We start from the raw sequence: 19,079 nt of genomic DNA, 5'->3' as shown, positions 1-19,079 counted from the left end.
TGTCAGACCACCTCGTGCAGCCAGCGGACGGGGGTGCCGTCGCCGGCATAGCGGAACGGTTCGAGTTCGGCGTCCCACGGGCCGCCGAGCAACTCGTCCAGGGCGGCGACGATGTCCTTGCCGCCGAGGGCAGCGGTGACGGTCGCCTTCCGGATCCGTTCCTCGCTCACCATGATGTCGCCGTGCAGTCCGGTGGTGGCGCGGAAGATCCCCAGCTTCGGGGTGTAGGAGTACCGCTCGGCCTCGCTGGTCGTGGTGCGTTCCTCGGTCGCCTCGAACCGGATCCGCTGCCAGCCCTTGAGCGCGCTGGCCAGCTTGGCCGCGGTGCCGATCGGCCCGGTCCAGGAATACTCGGTGCGATAGGACGAACGCTCCGCCGGCTGGGCGATCCACTCCAGCCGTACGGGCATGCCGAACACGCCGCCGACCGCCCACTCGACGTGGGGACACAGTGCCGACGGCGTGGAATGGATGTACAAGACACCACGGGTCGTACTCATGGTCGATCCTTCCCAGCTTCGCTGACGCCACGACAACCCACCTGAGGGCTGCCTTCCCCGACATCCTCAGAGCCTGTCGCGACCGGTCGCACCGGTCCGAACCGAACCAGGAGGGTGATATTTGACGGGCCGTAGCGAGCGACCTCCGGGCGGGTGCCCGGATGTCGCGCAGTAGCTTCGGTCAAACACCGCGCTCCTGCCGCCTATTCTGCACCATCGGGGCAATTCCGCCAGACCGCAGGACGCCGAACCGCACCGACACGCCGCACATCGAGCCGATCGCCGGCCCCGGCAGAAACGCCGAATCCGGCATCCCGGCGGCCGATTTCGGCTTGAATGGGGGGCACGGTGGGATGTGACCGCGGATCCAGGATTCGTCCCGGCTCGCACAAGCACACCTCGCGGCGGCGCTCACCGAGCGTCTGTGGGTCCCTTGCGTCACCCCAGCAGACACGAGGGGCCCACCCCCGCCGACCGGGCAGGCGACACCCGGGCTCGGCTACACCGGTACGGTCTGATCTGTGCACCATGCCTACGGCAGCTGGCCGTCCCCGATCACCGCAGAATCGCTGACCGCCGGCACCCTGGCGCTCGGCGACCCGATCCTCGACCAGGACGATCTCTGGTGGCCACAGGCAGATCCGACCGACGGCGGTCGGGTGAGCCTGCATCGGCTGAGCCTCGACCGCGGGCGCGCCGGCACCGAGACCGAGGTGACGCCGGCGCCGTTCAATGTCCGCAGCAGGGTCCATGAGTACGGCGGCGGCGCGTTCGCCGTCGCCGACGGGACGGTCGTCTTCTCCGATTTCGCCAGCAACCGGCTGTATCTGCTGAGCAGGGACGAGACGACTCCGCGGCCGCTCACCACCGATCCGGAACTGCGGTACGGGGCCCTGCAGATCGATCCGGCGCGGGATCTGCTGGTCGCCGTCCGCGAGGACCATCGCGGTGATGGGGAGCCGATCAACACCGTGATCGCCCGCCGGCTGTCCGACTCCCCCGAGATCGCCGACCGGGTGCTGTGTGCCGGTGCAGACTTCTACGCCGGACCCCAGTTGTCGGCGAGCCGACTCGCCTGGATCGAGTGGCAGCATCCGAACATGCCGTGGGACAGCACCCGACTGCGGATCGCCGACCTACCGCTGACCGGCGACGGCACCGTCGACCTCGAACCACGTACCGGGACCGTCCTGGCAGCCAAGACGATCCTCGGCGAGACCGAGCAGGAATCGGTCGGGGCGCCGACCTGGGCGCCGGACGGCAGCCTGATCTTCGTCTCCGACCGGACCGACTGGTGGAACCTGTACCGCTGGGATCCGGCTGCGGATCGGGTGCAGCCGCTCTGCCCGATGGACGCCGAATTCGCACCGCCGATGTGGGCCCTGGGCGGCAGACCGTACGTGATCATCGATGACGATCGGATCGGTTGCGCCGTCAACCGCGGCAATCGGACCGAACTGGGGATCCTGACGGTCTCCGATGGCGAGCTGAACATCGTCGACACCCGAGCGGTGGACGTCGGATCCCTGACCTGCAACGGACAACAGCTCGGCTGCCGGCTCGGTTTCGCCGATCGTCCGAGCGAACTGGTGATCATCGACCTCGGCTCGTCGACCGGGCCCGCCGAGCAGGCTGCGACGGCTGTCACCCCGTCGGCCGTGACGACCGTCCGGCGCAGCAGTGACGCGACGCTGCCCACTGACCTGGTGTCGATCGCGACCGCGGTCAGCTGGGAATCCGAGCTCGGCACGGTTCACGGCTGGTACTACCCGCCGACCAACGCCGATCTGACCGCGCCCGACGGTGAGCTGCCACCGATGATCACGATCTCGCACGGCGGCCCGACCGCGGGCAGCAGCCCGGCCTACGCCCGCAGCATCCAGTTCTGGACCAGCCGCGGGATCGCCGTCCTGGACGTCAACTACGGCGGCAGCACCGGTTACGGCCGGCGCTACCGAGAGCGACTGCGGCGGCAGTGGGGCGAGGTCGATGTCACCGATTGCGCCGACGGCGCCCGGGCGATGGCTGATCAGGGCAGGGCCGACCGCCGCCGGTTGGCCATCCAGGGTGGCAGTGCCGGTGGCTATACGACACTGCGAGCGCTCACCGCCACCGACGTGTTCACCGCCGGGATCAGCCATTACGGGATCGGGGATCTGACCGCGCTGGTCGCCGACACCCACAAATTCGAGTCCCGCTATCCCGAGTCGCTGGTCGGCCGCTGGCCGGAGGAGGCCGAGCTCTACGCCGACCGGTCACCGATCAATCACGTCGATCAACTGACTGCACCGATCCTGCTGACCCAAGGAACCGAGGACAAGGTGGTCCCGCCGAACCAGGCCGAGACCTTCGCCGCTGCGGCTCGGGCCAAGGGTCTGCCGGTCGCGTTGATCATGTACGCCGGCGAGGGCCATGGCTTCCGCCGCGCAGAGAACATCATCAGCAGCCAACAGGCGACCTTGGCCTTCCTCGGCCGCATCTTCGGCTTCACCCCGGCCGACCAGCTGCCCGACCTCGAGATCGAGAATCTCCCACCAGGCAACGGATCCTGACCACCGTCGCTCAAAGAACCCTGAGCATGTCGAAGGGCCTGTTTCCCGGCCGAGACGCGATCCTTCGACAGGCTCAGGACCCTTCGACAGTCTCAGGGATCTTGGGGCGGGCACCGAAGATCGCGGTTCCGATCCGGACGGTGGTCGCACCGTGGGCGATGGCCAGTTCGAAGTCGTTCGACATCCCCATCGAGAGCTCCGCGTAGTCGGCCTCGATCCGGTCGTCCTCGGACAGTCGGCGACGCAGGTCGACCATCGTGTCGAAGCAGGCCGCGACCCGTTCGGCGTCGGTGCTGTTGGCCGCGATGGTCATCAAGCCCCGTGGCCGCAGCCGCGGGCAGTGCTGCACCGCAACCGCCAGCTCCGACACCTCCTCCGGGCGGACCCCGAACTTGCTGTCCTCACCCGAGCTGTTCACTTCGATGAACACATCCAGCGTTCGGTCCAGCGCGTCCAACCGCCGGTCCAGGGATTCGGCCAGCCGGCGGCTGTCCAGGGCCTGGAACTCGTCGGCGAAGGCAGCGACATCCTTGGCCTTGTTGGTCTGCAGGTGCCCGATCATCGCCCAGCGCAGGTCGCCGAACTCGGCCAGCTCGGCCGCCTTCACGGCGGCTTCCTGAACCTTGTTCTCCCCCACGATCCGGACCCCGGCACGGTAGCCGGCGATGATCGACGCGGTCGGCTGGGTCTTGGAGACCGGCAGCAGCCGGACTTCGTCGGGATCGCGCTCGGCGCGCCGGCAGGCAGCGTCGATGGCCGCCCGTACCCGGGCCAGGTTGTCGGCGATCTCGTCGGCGGTGGCGCTCACCCGCCCAGGCTATCGGCGGCCGGCTGCTACCGCGGTGCCGACCCTGGGCCGTCCGGCGGGCCGGCTCAGAACCGGGTCGACCTGTGGGGTGCTGAAGAAGCTTCGCACCCGGTCGGGCAGCCGGAGGTGATGATCGGTCTGCTGCTGGAAGGCGTCGCCGGCCTTCAGCACCAGTGCCTCCTCGAAGGGCCGGCCGGCGATCTGCAGACCGAGCGGCAGTCCGTCGTCGGTGAATCCCATCGGCAGCGACAGCACCGGGTTGCCGGTGCTGTCCCAGTAGCCGGTGTAGATGCCACCGCCGTCACCCTCGGTGAGGTCCTTGCCGATCGCCCCGGTCTCCGACAGCGGTGTCGCTCCACCGGCGGCCGTCGGCGTGATGATCAGGTCGACGTCACGCAGCGTCGCGGTGACCGCCTTGACGCCGACCCGACGGGCCCGCTGGGCCTGGACGTAATCCGCAGCGGTGTAGAACATCCCGGCACCGACGGTCATCCGAGTCGCCTCGAAGTAGTCCTCCCACCGGGTCTGGAAGTCCGGCAGGTGATAGGCCAGCGCCTCCGACAGCATGATCACCATGTCGGCGGCAGCCATCTCCCGGTAGTAGGGCAGTTCGATGTCGACGACCTCGGCACCCCGGTCCCGCAACGCTGCCAGCGCGTCGGTCCAGACCGCCGCCAGCGCCGGGTCCTCATGGGCCCCGCCGATCCGGTCGAGCCGGTCCGCCCCGATCCGTATGCCGGTCAGGTCGCCGGTCAACCCGGTCAGGTAGTCGTCCACGGGATCGGTTGCCACGTTGGGATCGGAGGGATGATGGCCGGCGAGCACTTCCAGCATCACCGCACAGTCGCGCGCCGAGCGGGCCATCGGTCCGATGTGGTCCAGGGAGTAGCCCAGGGGCACACAACCGGACTTCGGTACCCGGCCGAACGTCGGCATCAGGCCGGTGATCCCGCAGAACGCCGCCGGGATCCGGATCGATCCGCCGGTGTCGGTGCCGAGCGCGCCGAGCACCGCGCCGGTGGAGACGCTGCTCCCGGAGCCGGAACTGGAGCCACCGGTCCAGCGGTCCGGATCCCAGGGGTTGCGCGGGATCGGGAACGGCTTGGCCGGGTCGGGCGACCCGATCGCGTACTCCATCGTGGTCAGTTTGCCGACGATGATCGCACCGGCGGCCCGTAACCGCTGGACCACCACGGCATCGCCATCGCTCCACGCCTGGTCGAGCACCAGTGACTGTGCTGTCGAGGGTGCCTCGGAGGTGCTGATGATGTCCTTGATCCCGATCGGGATGCCGTGCAATGCCCCGACCTGATCACCGGCGGCCCACCGGGCATCGGCGGCAGCGGCCTGGTCCAGCGCTGTCTGGTTGAACCTCTTCAGAAAGATGCCGAGCTCGGCGTCCTGGTCGTCGGCGATGTCGATGGCCTGCTGGACCAGCTCGACGCTGGTCACCTGCCCGCTGCGGAGTGCGGCGGCGGCTTCGGTCAGTGTCTTGTACGCGGTCATGATGATTCCTTCGGCTGGGCCTTCAGACGGCACGCGGATCGAACAGCACGGCGGGTTCCTCGTAACGGACTCCTGGCATCGACGCCAACGACTCGACGAGCTTGCGGTTGCCCGCGTACCGGCGGACGAATTCGGTGACCTCCGCCGGACTCGGCGTCACCTGATGCTGAGCGAGCAAGGCTTCGACGATCGCACGATCGTCGGGTTGACCGGTCATCGGAACCATCTCCTTGTTGATCTTGAGCGACGGCGTTGATCTTGCGTCAGGGGCGATCGACGGATCCATGGTTGCCGGCATCCGGTTACCACTCCTAGCGTGCCGAGTAACGCCGCTGTTTCGCCGTTTCTGATCGCCCGTCGCACGCTTGATCGCGCCGTTCTGCGGACCGCTCCGCCGAGAATCGGCGATGTTCCGCGGGTGATCTGCCGGAGTCAGCTGAGCGGTCGGAAGTCCGGATGAGCGGCGAACGAACTCAACATCACCCGGTCTGCACGCATCCAGATGTAGGCCACATCGAAGGCTGAGCCCGTCATGTCGAAGATCGTCTGTTCCAAGGTGATCAGCGGGGTGTTGATCTTGGCCCGAATGGTCTCGGCCAGCACGGGATCGACCGTCGAGGCCCCGAGAGCGAACTCCGTCGCTCCGATGGTCAACCCACCCCGGCCGAGGAATTCGTAGAAGTCGTGGCGGAACTCCAGGTTCTCCAGCGTGCCGGCCTCGGGAAACTTGAAGTAGTTGGTCGCAATCGCCACCACATCGCCGTCGGAGCGCATGAGGTAGTCCAGTTGCAGGACCTCCTCGGTCGCCTCCGGCATCTGTCGGCGCACGGCGTCGGGCGTCCTGACCCGTTCCTGAGCCAGCACGGTGATGTCGGTGACGAGGGACCAGAACCCGTGCCGCGGAACGTGGTCGATGCCATGTCCGTCGACCAACGAGTTCCGCTGCGGATTGGCCACCGCGATGGTCCCGTAACCGCGCAGTCGGTCGACCAGACCTTCGGTACGCAACAGGTCCAACGCTTCACGCACCACTGCCCGGGGCACGGCGTACCCGGCCATCAGCTCACTCTCCCCCGGCATCTTCGCGTCGAGGTAGACGCCATGCAGGATGTCGGATCGGAGCAGGTCGCGGAGCCGTCGCACTCGGTCGCGGTGTGCATCCGCCCGCCGCGAAGACGCCGACCGTGATCGCGACTTCATGGTGATCGAAGCTAGCAACGGCGCGTTTCAGCCGTGTTTCACCGGCGACCCTGCGGCCGGGTCGGAGAGGTTGTGGGGTCGGGCGACTCACGACAGCAACGAAAGCCGCTTCGTCAGCTTGGTCACCGCCCCGCGCGGGCCGGCGACGATCAGACCGACATAGTCGATCTCCTGCGGTTGCGAACCGGCGAGCGCCTCGACGTAGGCAGGGTAGCTGCGCGAGCGGCGCGCGACCTCGTCGAACGCGACCACCGTGAGGGCCTCGTTCGAGCCGGCGCGGCGGTGGAGGTCGGCCAGTTCGGCGGTCGATGCCGTCAGCGTCGGGACCGGTATCGGGTTGAGCCCGGCGTGCATCGCCCCGGACGCATCGGGGCTGTCGGGTGCCACGGAGTCCTCCAGCCGGCCTCCGAGGGCGAGCCCCAGGACCACCGATGCATTGGCCGCGTGCGCCCGCGAGAGGTCGTCCCGCAGCACGACCACAATCTTCTCCATGCTCATCCCTTCAGGTCTTGCCGGACCGTATGTCCGCAGAGTCCCTGTGAACATAGTCATCTGTCGCCTGGATTGGACTGACCGCCGAACAAAATTCGGCAGCCTCGCCTACCTTGGTGCCATGGACGAACTTGATGCGGCGATCGTGCGCGAACTGCAGCGGGACGCGCGCCAGACCAACCGGGAGCTGGCCCGTCAGCTCGGTATCGCGCCGTCGACCTGCCTGGAGCGGGTACGGCTACTGCGCAGCCGCAAGGTCATTCGCGGCTACCACGCCGAGGTCGATCCGACCGCTCTGAACCGCAGCATCGAGGCCTTCATCTCCACCCGTATCCGTCCGCTGAATCGCGATGTCATCGGGACCTTCAAGGCAGCGTTGATCGAGTTGCCCGAGGTCGTTGCCGTTTTCGTGGTCGCCGGTGACGAGGACTTCCTCATCCAGGTCGCTGTTCAGGACCTCGACCATCTCCATGCATTCCTGATCGACAGGTTGAGCCACCGCCGAGAAGTGATCAGTTTCAAGAGCCAGATCGTCTACCAGAGCGCGCACAAACAGGTCAGAGAGCTGCTGCCGACCCCCTGAAGTCGGCGCCGGACGCTGGTGGCCGCTCCCGTCGACGTCTACGGTGATCCTATGCGCCAGGTCGACGTGGACGGCGAACCGGTACGGGTGCGACACCCCGACCTCCGGCGGCTGGACTCTGCCCACGACGCCTTCGTCGAGACAGGTGCATCCGACGCCGCGATCCGACCGTTGGTGCTGGACTCCTGGCACCGCAGCATTCGGGCCGGCTTCGATCCGGAGCACTCGGTTGCGCCGTTCCGACTCGACGCCGACCAGATCGCCCAGCTCCGCGAGCAGCATCCGCTGGCCGCGGCGATGCCGGTGATCCGGCAGTTGCTGGTCGAGGAGGCCGCGCAGGCGGGAATGATCGTCGCGGTGTCGGACGCCGCCGGACGACTGCTGTGGGTGGAAGGCAACCATCGGCTGCGCAGTCGCGCCGAGCAGATGAACTTCGTCGAAGGCACCAGCTGGACCGAGGACGATGTGGGCACCAACGCGCCCGGCACGGCGTTGGCACTGGACCGGGAGGTGCAGATCTACCGGGCCGAACACCTGGCCCGACACGTCACCCCCTGGAGCTGCTCGGCAGCGCCGGTGCACGATCCCGACACCGGATCGATGCTCGGCGTGCTGGATCTGACCGGCGGCGACGAGGTGGTCGGACCCACCAGTCTGGCCCTGGTGCGGGCAACCGTCCGCGCGGTCGAATCCGAACTGCGGATCGCCCGGCTGGTCCCGCGACTCGACCCACCGGCCGACCGCCTCAGCCCACCCGCCCGGCCACGACTGCAGGTGCTCGGCCGGCACGCCGGCGAGTGGCGGACCGGGAGCCAGCACGCCCGACTGAGCCTTCGGCACAGCGAGATCCTGGTGCTGCTCCAGGCCAGCGCGGACGGACTGACCGGTGACGAACTGGGTGCCGCTCTCAGCCGACATCCACTGGCCGCCGTCACCGTCCGCGCCGAGCTGTCCCGGCTCCGCCAGACGGTGTTGCCGTACGGCATCCACACCCGTCCCTATCGGCTGGGCTTCACCGTCGACGCCGATGTCGAGCAGCTGGTCACGGCGCTGCGGCATCGTGATCATCGGCGCGCCGTCGAGCTGTATCGGGGGCCGTTGCTGCCGCAGTCCGAGGCGCCCGCGATCATCGATCTGAGAACCGATCTGCATCTGGGCGTCCGGCAGCTGCTGCTGACCGCGGGTGATCCGGACTCGTTGTTGCGCTTCGCCGACACCGACTTCGCCCGGGACGACCTCGAGCTCTGGGAGGCTGCCGCCGCGATGCTGCCGCCCCGATCGCCGCGCAGCAGTGAGGTGGACCGCCGCATCCAGCGGCTCCGGTCCGACTACTGATCCCCCTCCTGATCCACGCTGCAACGTTGCTGCAACCTCCCGACTCCTACCGTGCCAGCACGGTCCTGGTGGACCGAACGTTCACAGACAGAGGAGTCACCGATGACCGTGTATGCCCCACCCGGAACAGACGGCAGTGTCGTCAGCTATCAGTCCCGTTACGACAACTGGATCAACAATCAGTGGGTCGCACCGACCAGTGGCACATACTTCGAGAATCCCTCACCGGTGAACGGAAAGACCTTCTGCGAGGTCGCCCAGTCCGGCGCCGCCGACGTCGAACTGGCGATCGACGCTGCCGAGGCGGCGGCACCGGGATGGGGACGCACCTCGGTCGCCGAACGGGCAGTGATCCTGAACAAGATCGCCGACCGGATCGAGGAGAATCTGGAGCTGCTCGCCGTCGGCGAGACCTGGGACAACGGCAAACCGGTCCGCGAGACGCTGGCCGCCGACCTTCCGCTCGCCGTTGATCATTTCCGCTACTTCGCCGGCGCGATCCGTGCCCAGGAAGGCGGTGTCAGCCAGATCGACGACGACACCGTCGCCTACCACTTCCACGAACCGCTCGGCGTGGTCGGACAGATCATCCCGTGGAACTTCCCGCTGTTGATGGCGACCTGGAAGCTGGCCCCGGCGCTGGCCGCAGGGAACGCCGTGGTGCTGAAGCCGGCCGAGCAGACTCCGGCGTCGATCATGTTGCTGGTCGACCTGATCAGCGATCTGCTGCCGGCCGGTGTGCTGAACGTGGTCAACGGATTCGGGGTCGAGGCGGGCAAGCCACTCGCCTCCTCCAACAGGATCCGCAAGATCGCCTTCACCGGGGAGACCACCACCGGCCGGTTGATCATGCAGTACGCGAGCCAGAACCTGATCCCGGTCACCCTCGAGCTCGGCGGCAAGAGCCCGAACGTCTTCTTCGGCGACGTCGCCGCCAGCGAGGATGCCTTCTACGACAAGGCTCTGGAAGGTTTCGCGATGTTCGCCCTGAACCAGGGCGAGGTGTGCACCTGCCCCAGCCGAGCACTGATCCAGGAGTCGATCTACGACCCGTTCCTGGCCGCCGGCACCGAACGGGTGAAGGCGATCAAGCAGGGCAACCCGCTGGACACCGAGACGATGGTCGGCGCCCAGGCCAGCAATGATCAACTGGAGAAGATCCTCTCCTACATCGACATCGGCACCCAGGAGGGCGCCCGCGTGATCACCGGTGGTGAGCGCGTCGATCTCGGTGGCGATCTGTCCGGCGGCTACTACGTCGCGCCGACGATCTTCGCCGGCACCAACAAGATGCGGATCTTCCAGGAAGAGATCTTCGGGCCGGTGGTATCGGTCGCCTCGTTCACCGACTACGACGACGCGATCTCGATCGCCAACGACACCCTGTACGGGCTGGGTGCCGGTGTCTGGTCGCGCAACATCAACACTGCCTACCGGGCCGGTCGCGACATTCAGGCCGGACGGGTCTGGACCAACTGCTACCACGCCTACCCGGCGCACGCCGCCTTCGGCGGCTACAAGTCCTCCGGCATCGGCCGGGAGAACCACGCGATGATGCTCGACCACTACCAGCAGACCAAGAATCTGCTGGTCTCCTACAACGAGAACAAGCAGGGATTCTTCTGATCGATACCAGTCCCTCCCCCTGATCGGACGGATCTGATCATGACCGAACGCGTGGCGCTGACCGAGTCGGCCGCGGAGTTGCTCCGCGAGCTGTGGGTCGAGAACGGCCCGCTGATGTTCCATCAGTCGGGTGGTTGCTGTGACGGCTCGGCGCCGATGTGTTTCCCCGAGGGTGAGTTCCTCACCTCCGATGCCGACGTCCGGCTCGGCGAACTCGATCTCGGGGACGGCCGGACGGTACCGGTGTGGATGTCGGCAGAGCAGTACGCCTACTGGCGGCACACGCACCTGACGATCGACGTCGTCCCGGGTCGCGGCTCCGGCTTCTCACTGGAATCGCCGACCGGCAAGCGGTTCCTGATCAGATCGCGTCTACTGGACGATCCCGAGTCGGCGCCGGAGCGGGTCGCTCCGGTTCCCCCGGCCGGCTCGGGGTCGCCGTCCCCTCGATCCTTCGACGCCGACCCGGAAGGAGGTGGGACGACCGATTGACAGCTCAGAACGGTATCCTCGCCCATCGTGACGGTGCGCGAGGACGGCGTGTGGTCGGAGACCCTCGACCTCACCGAGGTCAAGATCGACAATGCGAGACGAAGCACCGGGACCGCCGGACGGAGCACCGGGACGGTGCGCGGCCATCTCGCGCCGGGCGCACCGGACTGGGTCTACCTCCCGGTCACCGTGCCTCATCGCGCGGTAGACGCCGATCGCGTGACCTGGATCGCCGCCCGGTACGACTACTCCCGGCCCGAGGTGGCAGACGGCGCGATCGGCAACGCAGCTGATCTGGGGGTCTTCGACCCACGCGGCTGCGAGCTCGGCGGCACCGGCTTCCGCGGCTGGTCCGGCGGCGCGCGAGCCGAGTTCGTGATCACCGAAGCATCCGCCACACCCGGTTACCTGCCCGGGCCGATCCCTGCCGGCACCTGGTATGTGGTGTTGGCCCCGTACACCGTCGCCGCCGACGGGATGGACTTCACCGTCCAGGTCGAGATCGGATCCGGCACCCCGCCGGCCGATCTGGCCGGCACGGCTCTCCCCCGCCGGACCGATCACCCAGCACAGTTGATCACCGGCCGCGGGGCCGGCTGGTATCGCGGCGACTCCCATCTGCACACCGTCTACTCCGACGGGAAGCGGACGCCGGCCGACGTGGCGGCCCTGGCCCGCGGCCGATCGCTGGACTTCATGATCAGCACCGACCACAACACCCCCGCCTCGCACGGCACCTGGGGCGAGCACGCCGGCGACGACCTGTTGATCATCACCGGTGAAGAGGTGACCACCCGCAACGGCCACCTGCTGGCGCTGGGCATCGAACCGGACAGCTGGATCGACTGGCGGTTCCGCGCTGTCGACGACCAGCTGCCACGATTCGTCGACAGCATTCATGATCATGGTGGGATCGCTGTCGCAGCTCACCCGTACGGTGGCTGCATCGGCTGTTTCTGGCGATTCGGTTTCGATCACGTCGATGCCGTCGAGGTCTGGAACGGGCCGTGGAACATCGGCAACGAGGCGGCCGTCGCGACCTGGGACAACCTCCTGGTGGCCGGCGGCTCCAGCGGTCGCTGGCTGCCGGCGATCGGCAACAGCGACGCCCATGCCGACCCCGACGTCGTCGGGCTGCCGCAGACCGTCGTCCGCGCCGAGCAGCTCGGACGCCGGCAGATCCTGGCCGGGATCGCCGCCGGTCACAGCTGGATCGCCGAGTCCGCCGACCTCGAGCTCGACCTGGTCGCCACCGCCGGTGATCACAGCGCCGGGATCGGCGAACGTCTGACCGTCAACCGGCAGACGTCGGTCACGGTGTCGGTCCGGGTCGCCGGACTCGCCGCCGGAACGATCCGGTTGATCACCGATCAAGGTCCGATGCACGTACAGCCGCTGGCCACCGACGGTGTCACCGAGGTCAGCTGGCAGACCACCGGCTCGCTGACCGGCTACGTACGGGTCGAGGTCCGGCACCCGGTCGACGACCCGGCTTTTCCCTTCGGAAGGATGGCCGCCCTCACCAACCCCATTCGGCTCCGGTAGCGTTCCGACATGGCCGACCCGTCCCATCGCCGAGCGCGCAGGCGTGGCGGACGGACCCCGATCGCGGCGGCGGTGCTGGTCGGTCTGGTGTTGGTGCTCGGCCTGGTGATCACCGCGATCCGGCCGGCCTGGCACGTCGACCCGATCTCCTGGAAGCTGCCCGAGCGCAGCATGCCGATGCGCACCATGCCGGTGCCCGACCAGTCCGGGCAGCAGACCGCGGCCACCCCGAACGCCCCCACCTCAGGCGGCGTCGACCTGTCCTGGATGCGCTGGGTCGGCCTCGGGTTGCTGATCGCGGCGGTCGCGGTGGTGATCACCGTGATCGTGGCCCGGCTGCTCGCGCTCCGCCGGATGCAGGCCGATCAGCCGGACACCGAGATCGACGTCGTCGAGATCACCCCGGACCTGCCGACCCTGCAGCAGGGCGCCGCCACGGCCGAGGAGCGGCTGCTCGCCGTCGGCAACCCGACCGATGCGATCATCGCCGCCTGGATGGCGTTGGAAGAGGCCGCCGAGGCATCGGGGGTGCCGCGTCAACCGGCGCAGACCCCCACCGAGTTCACCGCCGACGTGCTCGGCCGGACCGGCGTGGCCGCCGAACCCGTCCAGACCCTGCTCGGGCTGTACCTACGCGCCCGATTCGCCGCCGTGCCGTCGTCGGGTGCCGACCTGGACCGGGCCCGGGACTGCATCCGTGAGCTGGCTGGCAGTTGGCAGGCCTTCGCTGACGGCAAGACCGAGACCGCGACCACCGGCGGTGATCCGGGATGAGGACTCCGACCCGGGGCCGGACCGTCGCCGTGCTGGTGATCGCGGCGCTGGTGATCCCGGCGATCGGCTGGCTGATTCTCGGCCTGCCGCCGCTGCAGGCGATGTTGATCGGCGCGCTCGGCGCCGGGGTCGCCGCCCTGATCCGGTTCCCGCCCGACGGGTACGACGCGAGCTTCCCCGAACCACCGGCACCGATCCGCGACCGCGGCGCCCGCCGGGAGGCGTTCCGGTTGTCCTGGAACGTCGCCGGCCGGGAGGACCGGGTCGGCAGCACCCTGATCGCACGACTGCAGGAGATCGCGGCCCGACGGCTGATCGATCACGGCCTGCGGCTGGACGACCCGTCCGATCGGGATCGGGTGATCGCTCTGGTCGGGCAGCAGCCGTACAAGATCCTGACCCTCGCGCCCGGCGGCGAGGCGACCACCCGCGCCTTCGAGCACGCCCTTGCCGCCGTCGAAGGACTCGGTTCGACCGGGACCGCCGTCCAGCTGAGCTCACAGAGAGGGGGCGCCGATGACCGACGTCCGAACCAGTGAACAACCGACCCGCGAAGACGGGCTGCCCGTCGCCGAGATCTCGCGACTGTGCCGCACGGTGTTGGACGAGGTCGGCACCGTCGTGGTCGGGATGGAGGCGACGCTGAACACGGCGCTGGCCGCGATCCTGGCCGGTGGCCACGTGCTCTTCGAGGACGTGCCGGGGCTGGGCAAGACGCTGGCCGCGCGTTGCCTGTCCGGCGCCCTGGGGTTGCAGTTCAGCCGACTGCAGTGCACCCCGGATCTGCTGCCGGCCGACATCACCGGCTCCTACGTCTTCGACCCGGCCAAGGCGGTCTTCGAGTTCCGGCCTGGGCCGATCTTCACCGGCCTGTTCCTCGCCGACGAGATCAACCGCACCACCCCGAAGACCCAGTCGGCCCTGCTGGAGGCGATGGCCGAAGGCCAGGTCACCGTCGAGGGGCACAGCTTCAGGCTGGAGGCTCCGTTCCACGTGCTGGCGACCTCCAACCCGATCGAGTACGAGGGCACCTATCCGCTGCCCGAGGCCCAGCTGGACCGCTTCATGGTCCGGCTGTCGGTCGGCTACCCCGCGGCAGCCGCCGAACGGGATGTGCTGGAGCGACGGCTCGGCCGCAAGCAGGAAGCCGCGGCGGTCGCCGAGATCGTCGATGCCCGTACGGTGCTGGCGATGCAGGCCGGTGTGGAGACCGTCGCGGTCGATCCCGACATCGTCGGCTACTGCGTCGATCTCGCCGCGGCGACCCGTGATCATCCCGCGGTCGAGGTCGGCGCGTCGCCGCGTGGTTCGCTGGCGCTGATGCTGGTCGCCCGTGCCCGCGCCGTGATCGACGGCCGTGACTACGTCACCCCTGAGGACGTCAAGGCGATCGCCCCGAGTGTGCTCGCGCACCGGATCAGCCTGACACCGCAGAGCTGGGCGTCGGGACTGCCGGCGACCGAGGTGGTCGGCAATCTGCTCGGGCAGGTGGCCGGCCCGCAGGTGACCCGGTCGGCATGAACGACGTCCGCAGCATCGAAGCGCCGAGCGATCCGCGGAAACGCGACTGGTGGCCGACCGGCGGGCTGGCCGTGTCGATCATCGTCGGCATCCTGCTGATGCTGTTCGGGATGCTGTCGGGTCGGCTGCAGCCGATCGCGATCGCGATGCCGCTGTTGCTCGGATCTGCCTGGAGCTGGCTGCGGCGGCCGCAGCGACGTGGCACCGTCTCGTTGTCGGCCCGCGCCGAGTCCACCAACGAGTCCAGGGTCGGCAGCACCATCGGCTGGCGGCCCGGCGGTGAAGCACTCCGGGTCCGGGTCAGTGCACCCGGTCATCGCAGCGTCGACGCCGTGCTCGCCGCCCCTTCGGATCGGGGTGAACGCAGGATCGGGATCAGCATCCGCACCGCCCGCACCGGGCGCCGCCCGATCTTCACTGTTGATCACGGGGAGCTGGCCGATCTGCAGCTGATGGGTTCGACCGGCGGTACCGAGGGACCGATGCCGATCACCGTGCTGCCGCGCGCGGAGCAACTGCGGGAGGTGCCGTTGCCGTACCGGTTGCAGGGTCTGACCGGGCCGCACGACTCCCGCCGCGCCGGCGACGGAAATGATCTTCGCGACATCAACCTGTTCACCCCCGGTGATCGACTGCGGCGGATCGACTGGCGGGTCACGGCGCGCCGCAACAGCGGCGGATTCGGCGGACCCGGAACGATCACCGACCTCTATGTCCGCCGCAGCTACGCCACCGCCGATGCCGGCGTGATGCTGGTGCTGGACTCCCGCGACGAGGTCGGCCCGGATCTGACCACCTGGAACGATTCCAGCAGCATCGCCGAGGACGAGCCGACCTCACTTGATCATGCTCGGACCGCGGCGCTGACGCTGGCCAGGCGTTACCTGCAGGCCGGTGACCGGGTCGGCCTGGAGGACCTCGGCCGGATGCGTCGGCCGATGCCGCCGGCCGGTGGGATGCGGCAACTGCAACGACTGACCGTACGGATCGCGCTGGCCGAGCCGGAGGGCGAACCGCGGGCCCGGCGACGGGCACCGCGGCTGCCGTCCGGTGCGTTGATCATCATCTGCTCCACCTTCCTGGACGACGAGACCGGCAAGCTGGCCCAGCTGTGGCACGGCGCCGGTCATCGGGTGATCGCCGTCGACGTGCTCCCCGAGCCGGAGCTCCGACACGCACCCGGTCGGCTGCTCACCGCCTACCGGATCATCGCCATGGATCGTCATGATCGACTTGCCGAGCTGGCCCGTTCGGGGATCGAGGTGATCAGCTGGCGACAGGCCGAGACCCAGCCGATGGCCGGTCGGATCCGCCGGTCGGCACCGGTCGGGCTGACCGATCAGCAGCTGCCGGTCGCGCTCGCCACCCTGTCCCGCCGGAGGGTGCGTCGATGAGCAACCCGATCCGGATGGTGACCAGCCGAGTGCACCGGGCGCAGGACTCGGCCCGGCAGACCCGCGCTGCGATCACCCGACCCAAACCGCCGGTCGAGGTGCAGACCGGACGCCGGGTGTCGGCCTGGCTGCTGCGATTGCTGGGGCTGCTCGCCGGGGTGGCGATCCTGATCGTGCTCGACCCCGGCGTGGTGGCGATCGTGCTGCTGGCGGCGATGCTCGTGGTGGTCGCCGTGTTGCCGACATCGGCCACCGGTGCCGTGTTCTGTGCCGGCGTCGGGTTCTTCTGGATGATCACCCCGACCCCCGCCCTCGGCGCCACACAGTTCGTGCTGCTGGCGTTGACTCATCTGACCTGGGTGCTGGCCGGGACGCTGGCCGGCCTGCCGCTGCGGACCAAGATCGAATGGGTGGCGCTGCGGCTGCCCCTGATCCGGTACGTGATCATCGACCTGATCAGCCAACTGCTGCTGGTCGGCGCCCAACTGCTCCGACGCGGTGTCGGCGACGCGACCGGCAGCAGCACAGCCCTGGGGTCCGTCGTGCTGGCCTGCGCGGTCGTACTGGCGATCGCCGCCTGGCTGACGCTCCCCCGCCTGCACCGCCTCTGACCCGTTCCCGCGCACTTTTGCGGTTCCCGCGCATGCTGTAACCAGCGCTGCGACCGCAAAAGTGCGCGGGAACACGTGGAGTGCGGGTTGTCCACAGGGTCGGACTGGTGGAACGTTTCAGAAGTGGTGGGGTCTGGTGGACTCCTGTCATGGCTAGCATCATCGGGCGACCGGCTTCGACCAGGCAGCTGCGCGACCGCGGCTTCAGTCAGGAGCAATTGCGATCGCTGCTGCGGCAGGGAGACATCACTCGTCTCCGGCGCGGCGCGTATGCCGACAGCGGTCCCGATACCGACGACTTCGCAGCAGCGTTGATCACTCATCGGCAGTTGATCATGGCCACTGTCCCGCTGATCGTCGCCGGCTCGTGCATCAGCCACACCTCGGCCGCAGTGCTGCACGACCTGCCGGTGCCGCCGCGCCTCGGCGCGGTGCACGTCACCCGATCCCGGCAGAGCGGCCAGGGCCGACGGACCGAGGACCTGCACGTCCATGCCGCACCGCTGCCCGATCAGGATCTCTGCCTGGTCGACGGGATCGTCACCACCTCCGTGCCGCGGACAGTGGTCGACGCCGCGCGGATGCTGTCGTTGGGACGCGGGATCGCGATGGCCGACGCCGCCCTGCGTACGGCGTCAGTTACTCGGGAAGACCTGATACGAGTCAGTGTCGGGCTCGGCAAACGCGTCGGGATGCCGCGCGCTCGTACGGTCATCGGCATGTCCGATCCGCGCAGCGAGAGTCCTGGTGAGTCGTTGAGTCGGGTCGAGTTCCAGCTACACGGGTTGCCCGCACCCGACCTCCAGCGAGAGCTCTACGACGATTCCGGCACATGGGTCGCCCGAGTCGATTTCATCTGGGACGCCTACCGGTTGGTCGGTGAATTCGACGGAAAGATCAAGTACGGCCGCTATCTCGACCCGGACCTACCGGTCCAAGAGGCCATCTACCGGGAGAAGCTACGCGAGGACCAGGTCCGCGAACTCGATTACCGCGTCGTCCGCTGGACCTGGGCCGACATCTTCAGCGGCGCGATGGTCAGCCGGATTCGACGAGCCATCGACCGCACCCACTAACTCCCCCGGTTGCCGCGCACTTTTGCGGTTGTAGCGGGCCGTACAGGGCGCGCTGGAACCGCAAAAGTGCGCGGGAACGCAGGGGGTTGGGGTTAGGGCCAGCGGGCGCCGAGGGAGATCATGCCGAGGGCGGCGAGGATGGCGAAGCCGAGGCCGAAGCCGGCCCAGCGGGAGGTCACTTCCTTGTCCACCTTGACCTTGCCGACCGAGGAGCCGATGTCCTTGTAGACCTCTTTCAGCTCACCGGCGGACTCGGCCCGATAGGCCTCGCCGCCGGAGATCTTGGCGACGCCGGCGAGCTCGGCCCGGTCCACCGGCACCGGCTGGTAGGTGCCGTTCACCTCGATGGTGCCGCCCGGAGTCCCGTACGCGATCGTGTAGATCGGCACGTTCTCCTTCTTGGAGGCCTGCGCGGCCTGGGAGGCGGGCCGGCCGATCTGGGTCTTGCCGTCGGACAGCAGCACGATCCGGGCCGGCGGCTTGCTGTTCGGGTGATCGGGATCCGGCGGCGCCTGGGCGATCGCGTCCAACGACTTGTAGATGCCCTCACCGATCGCGGTCGACGGCTGCAGCCGCATCGTGTTGATCGCGGTGATCGCGTCCTCGTGCTGGGTCGTCGGCGGCAGCAGGATGTTCGCGGTGCCGGCGAATTCGACGACCGAGACGTTGAACTTCTCCGGCAGGTTCTTCACGAATTGGACCGCGCCCTGTTTGGCGGCGGTCAACCGGTCCGGCTTGACGTCGGTGGCCATCATCGAGTTCGACACGTCGATGGCGACCACGATGGTGGCGCGTTCGCGCGGCACCTGGACGGTGTCCTTCGGTTTGGCGAAGGCGACGGTCAGGGTGAGCAGGCTGAGCACCGACAACCCGACAGCGACGTGCCGCTTCCACGGCAGTTCGCGCGGGATGACGTAGTCCAGCATCGTCCGGCCGGCCTGTTGCTTCTTCTTCTGCGCCCGGCGTCGGTAGAGCAGCAGATACAGCACCAGCAGCGCCGGGATCAGCAGCAGCAGCCACAGCCGGGAGGGTGCCAGGAAGGAGAGCATCGGGATCAAAGACAT

At 68.3% G+C, this 19,079-nt stretch carries 19 protein-coding genes; 12 read left to right on the top strand and 7 right to left on the bottom strand.

Features of this window, described 5'->3' with window-relative positions; all coding sequences use genetic code 11:
- Nucleotides 1-2: 2 nt before the first annotated feature.
- Nucleotides 3-500, bottom strand: coding sequence for a DUF3145 domain-containing protein (locus BLU38_RS24825; RefSeq protein ID WP_091528547.1), 498 nt, complete (start codon nucleotides 498-500; stop codon nucleotides 3-5).
- Between the two features lie 521 nt (nucleotides 501-1,021).
- Between BLU38_RS24825 and BLU38_RS24820 the strand changes: the two genes are divergently transcribed.
- The gene (locus BLU38_RS24820; protein WP_091528544.1) at nucleotides 1,022-3,052 is read left to right on the top strand and encodes a S9 family peptidase; all 2,031 of its coding nucleotides are present in this window, start codon (nucleotides 1,022-1,024) and stop codon (nucleotides 3,050-3,052) included.
- A 73-nt stretch (nucleotides 3,053-3,125) separates the two neighbouring features.
- On the opposite strand, the gene BLU38_RS24815 is transcribed toward BLU38_RS24820, so the two are convergent.
- The 5 genes from BLU38_RS24815 to BLU38_RS24795 form a co-directional block, all read right to left on the bottom strand.
- Entirely contained in the window at nucleotides 3,126-3,860 is a 735-nt protein-coding gene (locus tag BLU38_RS24815; RefSeq protein ID WP_091528541.1) for a YggS family pyridoxal phosphate-dependent enzyme, read from the bottom strand.
- 9 nt (nucleotides 3,861-3,869) lie between these two features.
- Nucleotides 3,870-5,366, bottom strand: coding sequence for an amidase (locus BLU38_RS24810; RefSeq protein WP_091528539.1), 1,497 nt, complete (start codon nucleotides 5,364-5,366; stop codon nucleotides 3,870-3,872).
- A 22-nt stretch (nucleotides 5,367-5,388) separates the two neighbouring features.
- Nucleotides 5,389-5,664, bottom strand: a complete 276-nt coding sequence (locus BLU38_RS24805) for a hypothetical protein (RefSeq protein WP_172836215.1) — start codon at nucleotides 5,662-5,664, stop codon at nucleotides 5,389-5,391.
- 134 nt (nucleotides 5,665-5,798) lie between these two features.
- Nucleotides 5,799-6,566 carry a GntR family transcriptional regulator gene (locus BLU38_RS24800; protein WP_091528535.1) on the bottom strand — a complete coding sequence of 256 codons (768 nt, stop codon included), beginning with the start codon at nucleotides 6,564-6,566 and terminating at the stop codon, nucleotides 5,799-5,801.
- An 87-nt stretch (nucleotides 6,567-6,653) separates the two neighbouring features.
- Nucleotides 6,654-7,058 (bottom strand): DUF2000 domain-containing protein, encoded by a 405-nt coding sequence (locus BLU38_RS24795; protein WP_197679851.1) that lies wholly within the window; start codon nucleotides 7,056-7,058, stop codon nucleotides 6,654-6,656.
- On the opposite strand from BLU38_RS24795, the gene BLU38_RS24790 reads away from it, so the two are divergent.
- From BLU38_RS24790 to BLU38_RS24740, 11 genes are all read left to right on the top strand, one after another.
- Nucleotides 7,057-7,641 (top strand): Lrp/AsnC family transcriptional regulator, encoded by a 585-nt coding sequence (locus BLU38_RS24790; protein ID WP_231920026.1) that lies wholly within the window; start codon nucleotides 7,057-7,059, stop codon nucleotides 7,639-7,641. The two genes, BLU38_RS24795 and BLU38_RS24790, sit on opposite strands and share 2 nt — an antisense overlap.
- A 51-nt stretch (nucleotides 7,642-7,692) precedes the next feature.
- Nucleotides 7,693-8,976 (top strand): GAF domain-containing protein, encoded by a 1,284-nt coding sequence (locus tag BLU38_RS24785; protein ID WP_091528527.1) that lies wholly within the window; start codon nucleotides 7,693-7,695, stop codon nucleotides 8,974-8,976.
- Between the two features lie 102 nt (nucleotides 8,977-9,078).
- Nucleotides 9,079-10,602 (top strand): aldehyde dehydrogenase, encoded by a 1,524-nt coding sequence (gene adh, locus BLU38_RS24780; protein WP_091528523.1) that lies wholly within the window; start codon nucleotides 9,079-9,081, stop codon nucleotides 10,600-10,602.
- A gap of 39 nt (nucleotides 10,603-10,641) precedes the next feature.
- Complete coding sequence (locus tag BLU38_RS24775) at nucleotides 10,642-11,094, top strand: DUF779 domain-containing protein (protein WP_091528521.1); 453 nt, start codon at nucleotides 10,642-10,644, stop codon at nucleotides 11,092-11,094.
- Nucleotides 11,095-11,121: 27 nt separating this feature from the next.
- Nucleotides 11,122-12,639, top strand: a complete 1,518-nt coding sequence (locus BLU38_RS24770; RefSeq protein ID WP_091528518.1) for a CehA/McbA family metallohydrolase — start codon at nucleotides 11,122-11,124, stop codon at nucleotides 12,637-12,639.
- Nucleotides 12,640-12,648: 9 nt separating this feature from the next.
- On the top strand, nucleotides 12,649-13,413 hold the full coding sequence (locus BLU38_RS24765; RefSeq protein WP_091528516.1) for a DUF4129 domain-containing protein: 765 nt from the start codon (nucleotides 12,649-12,651) through the stop codon (nucleotides 13,411-13,413).
- On the top strand, nucleotides 13,410-13,952 hold the full coding sequence (locus BLU38_RS24760; protein ID WP_091528514.1) for a hypothetical protein: 543 nt from the start codon (nucleotides 13,410-13,412) through the stop codon (nucleotides 13,950-13,952). The genes BLU38_RS24765 and BLU38_RS24760 overlap by 4 nt, the downstream gene beginning before the upstream one ends.
- The gene (locus BLU38_RS24755) at nucleotides 13,930-14,934 is read left to right on the top strand and encodes an AAA family ATPase (RefSeq protein WP_091528512.1); all 1,005 of its coding nucleotides are present in this window, start codon (nucleotides 13,930-13,932) and stop codon (nucleotides 14,932-14,934) included. The genes BLU38_RS24760 and BLU38_RS24755 overlap by 23 nt, the downstream gene beginning before the upstream one ends.
- Nucleotides 14,931-16,328: a DUF58 domain-containing protein gene (locus BLU38_RS24750; RefSeq protein WP_091528509.1), complete on the top strand. Its 1,398-nt coding sequence runs from the start codon at nucleotides 14,931-14,933 to the stop codon at nucleotides 16,326-16,328. Before BLU38_RS24755 ends, BLU38_RS24750 begins: the two co-directional genes overlap by 4 nt.
- Nucleotides 16,325-16,939 carry a hypothetical protein gene (locus BLU38_RS24745; RefSeq protein WP_091528506.1) on the top strand — a complete coding sequence of 205 codons (615 nt, stop codon included), beginning with the start codon at nucleotides 16,325-16,327 and terminating at the stop codon, nucleotides 16,937-16,939. The genes BLU38_RS24750 and BLU38_RS24745 overlap by 4 nt, the downstream gene beginning before the upstream one ends.
- Nucleotides 16,940-17,088: 149 nt before the next feature.
- The gene (locus BLU38_RS24740) at nucleotides 17,089-18,015 is read left to right on the top strand and encodes a type IV toxin-antitoxin system AbiEi family antitoxin domain-containing protein (RefSeq protein ID WP_091528504.1); all 927 of its coding nucleotides are present in this window, start codon (nucleotides 17,089-17,091) and stop codon (nucleotides 18,013-18,015) included.
- A gap of 92 nt (nucleotides 18,016-18,107) precedes the next feature.
- On the opposite strand, the gene BLU38_RS24735 is transcribed toward BLU38_RS24740, so the two are convergent.
- Nucleotides 18,108-19,079, bottom strand: a complete 972-nt coding sequence (locus BLU38_RS24735) for a VWA domain-containing protein (RefSeq protein WP_091533097.1) — start codon at nucleotides 19,077-19,079, stop codon at nucleotides 18,108-18,110.

It is taken from the genome of Microlunatus soli (assembly GCF_900105385.1).
Lineage (GTDB): Bacteria > Actinomycetota > Actinomycetes > Propionibacteriales > Propionibacteriaceae > Microlunatus > Microlunatus soli.
The sequence above is the reverse complement of the archived record's forward strand: the minus strand, read 5'-3'. Positions and strand labels throughout refer to the sequence as shown.

Excerpts from the sequence above, each read along its gene's own strand:
- BLU38_RS24800 (WP_091528535.1), bottom strand. The coding sequence starts at position 6,566 with ATGAAGTCGCGATCACGGTCGGCGTCTTCGCGGCGGGCGGATGCACAC.
- BLU38_RS24755 (WP_091528512.1), top strand. The coding sequence starts at position 13,930 with ATGACCGACGTCCGAACCAGTGAACAACCGACCCGCGAAGACGGGCTG.
- BLU38_RS24735 (WP_091533097.1), bottom strand. The coding sequence starts at position 19,079 with ATGTCTTTGATCCCGATGCTCTCCTTCCTGGCACCCTCCCGGCTGTGG.
- BLU38_RS24745 (WP_091528506.1), top strand. The coding sequence starts at position 16,325 with ATGAGCAACCCGATCCGGATGGTGACCAGCCGAGTGCACCGGGCGCAG.
- BLU38_RS24825 (WP_091528547.1), bottom strand. The coding sequence starts at position 500 with ATGAGTACGACCCGTGGTGTCTTGTACATCCATTCCACGCCGTCGGCA.
- BLU38_RS24790 (WP_231920026.1), top strand. The coding sequence starts at position 7,057 with ATGCTCATCCCTTCAGGTCTTGCCGGACCGTATGTCCGCAGAGTCCCT.
- BLU38_RS24795 (WP_197679851.1), bottom strand. The coding sequence starts at position 7,058 with ATGGAGAAGATTGTGGTCGTGCTGCGGGACGACCTCTCGCGGGCGCAC.
- BLU38_RS24765 (WP_091528516.1), top strand. The coding sequence starts at position 12,649 with ATGGCCGACCCGTCCCATCGCCGAGCGCGCAGGCGTGGCGGACGGACC.
- BLU38_RS24740 (WP_091528504.1), top strand. The coding sequence starts at position 17,089 with ATGGCTAGCATCATCGGGCGACCGGCTTCGACCAGGCAGCTGCGCGAC.
- BLU38_RS24775 (WP_091528521.1), top strand. The coding sequence starts at position 10,642 with ATGACCGAACGCGTGGCGCTGACCGAGTCGGCCGCGGAGTTGCTCCGC.
- BLU38_RS24805 (WP_172836215.1), bottom strand. The coding sequence starts at position 5,664 with ATGCCGGCAACCATGGATCCGTCGATCGCCCCTGACGCAAGATCAACG.
- BLU38_RS24785 (WP_091528527.1), top strand. The coding sequence starts at position 7,693 with ATGCGCCAGGTCGACGTGGACGGCGAACCGGTACGGGTGCGACACCCC.
- adh (WP_091528523.1), top strand. The coding sequence starts at position 9,079 with ATGACCGTGTATGCCCCACCCGGAACAGACGGCAGTGTCGTCAGCTAT.
- BLU38_RS24810 (WP_091528539.1), bottom strand. The coding sequence starts at position 5,366 with ATGACCGCGTACAAGACACTGACCGAAGCCGCCGCCGCACTCCGCAGC.
- BLU38_RS24750 (WP_091528509.1), top strand. The coding sequence starts at position 14,931 with ATGAACGACGTCCGCAGCATCGAAGCGCCGAGCGATCCGCGGAAACGC.
- BLU38_RS24760 (WP_091528514.1), top strand. The coding sequence starts at position 13,410 with ATGAGGACTCCGACCCGGGGCCGGACCGTCGCCGTGCTGGTGATCGCG.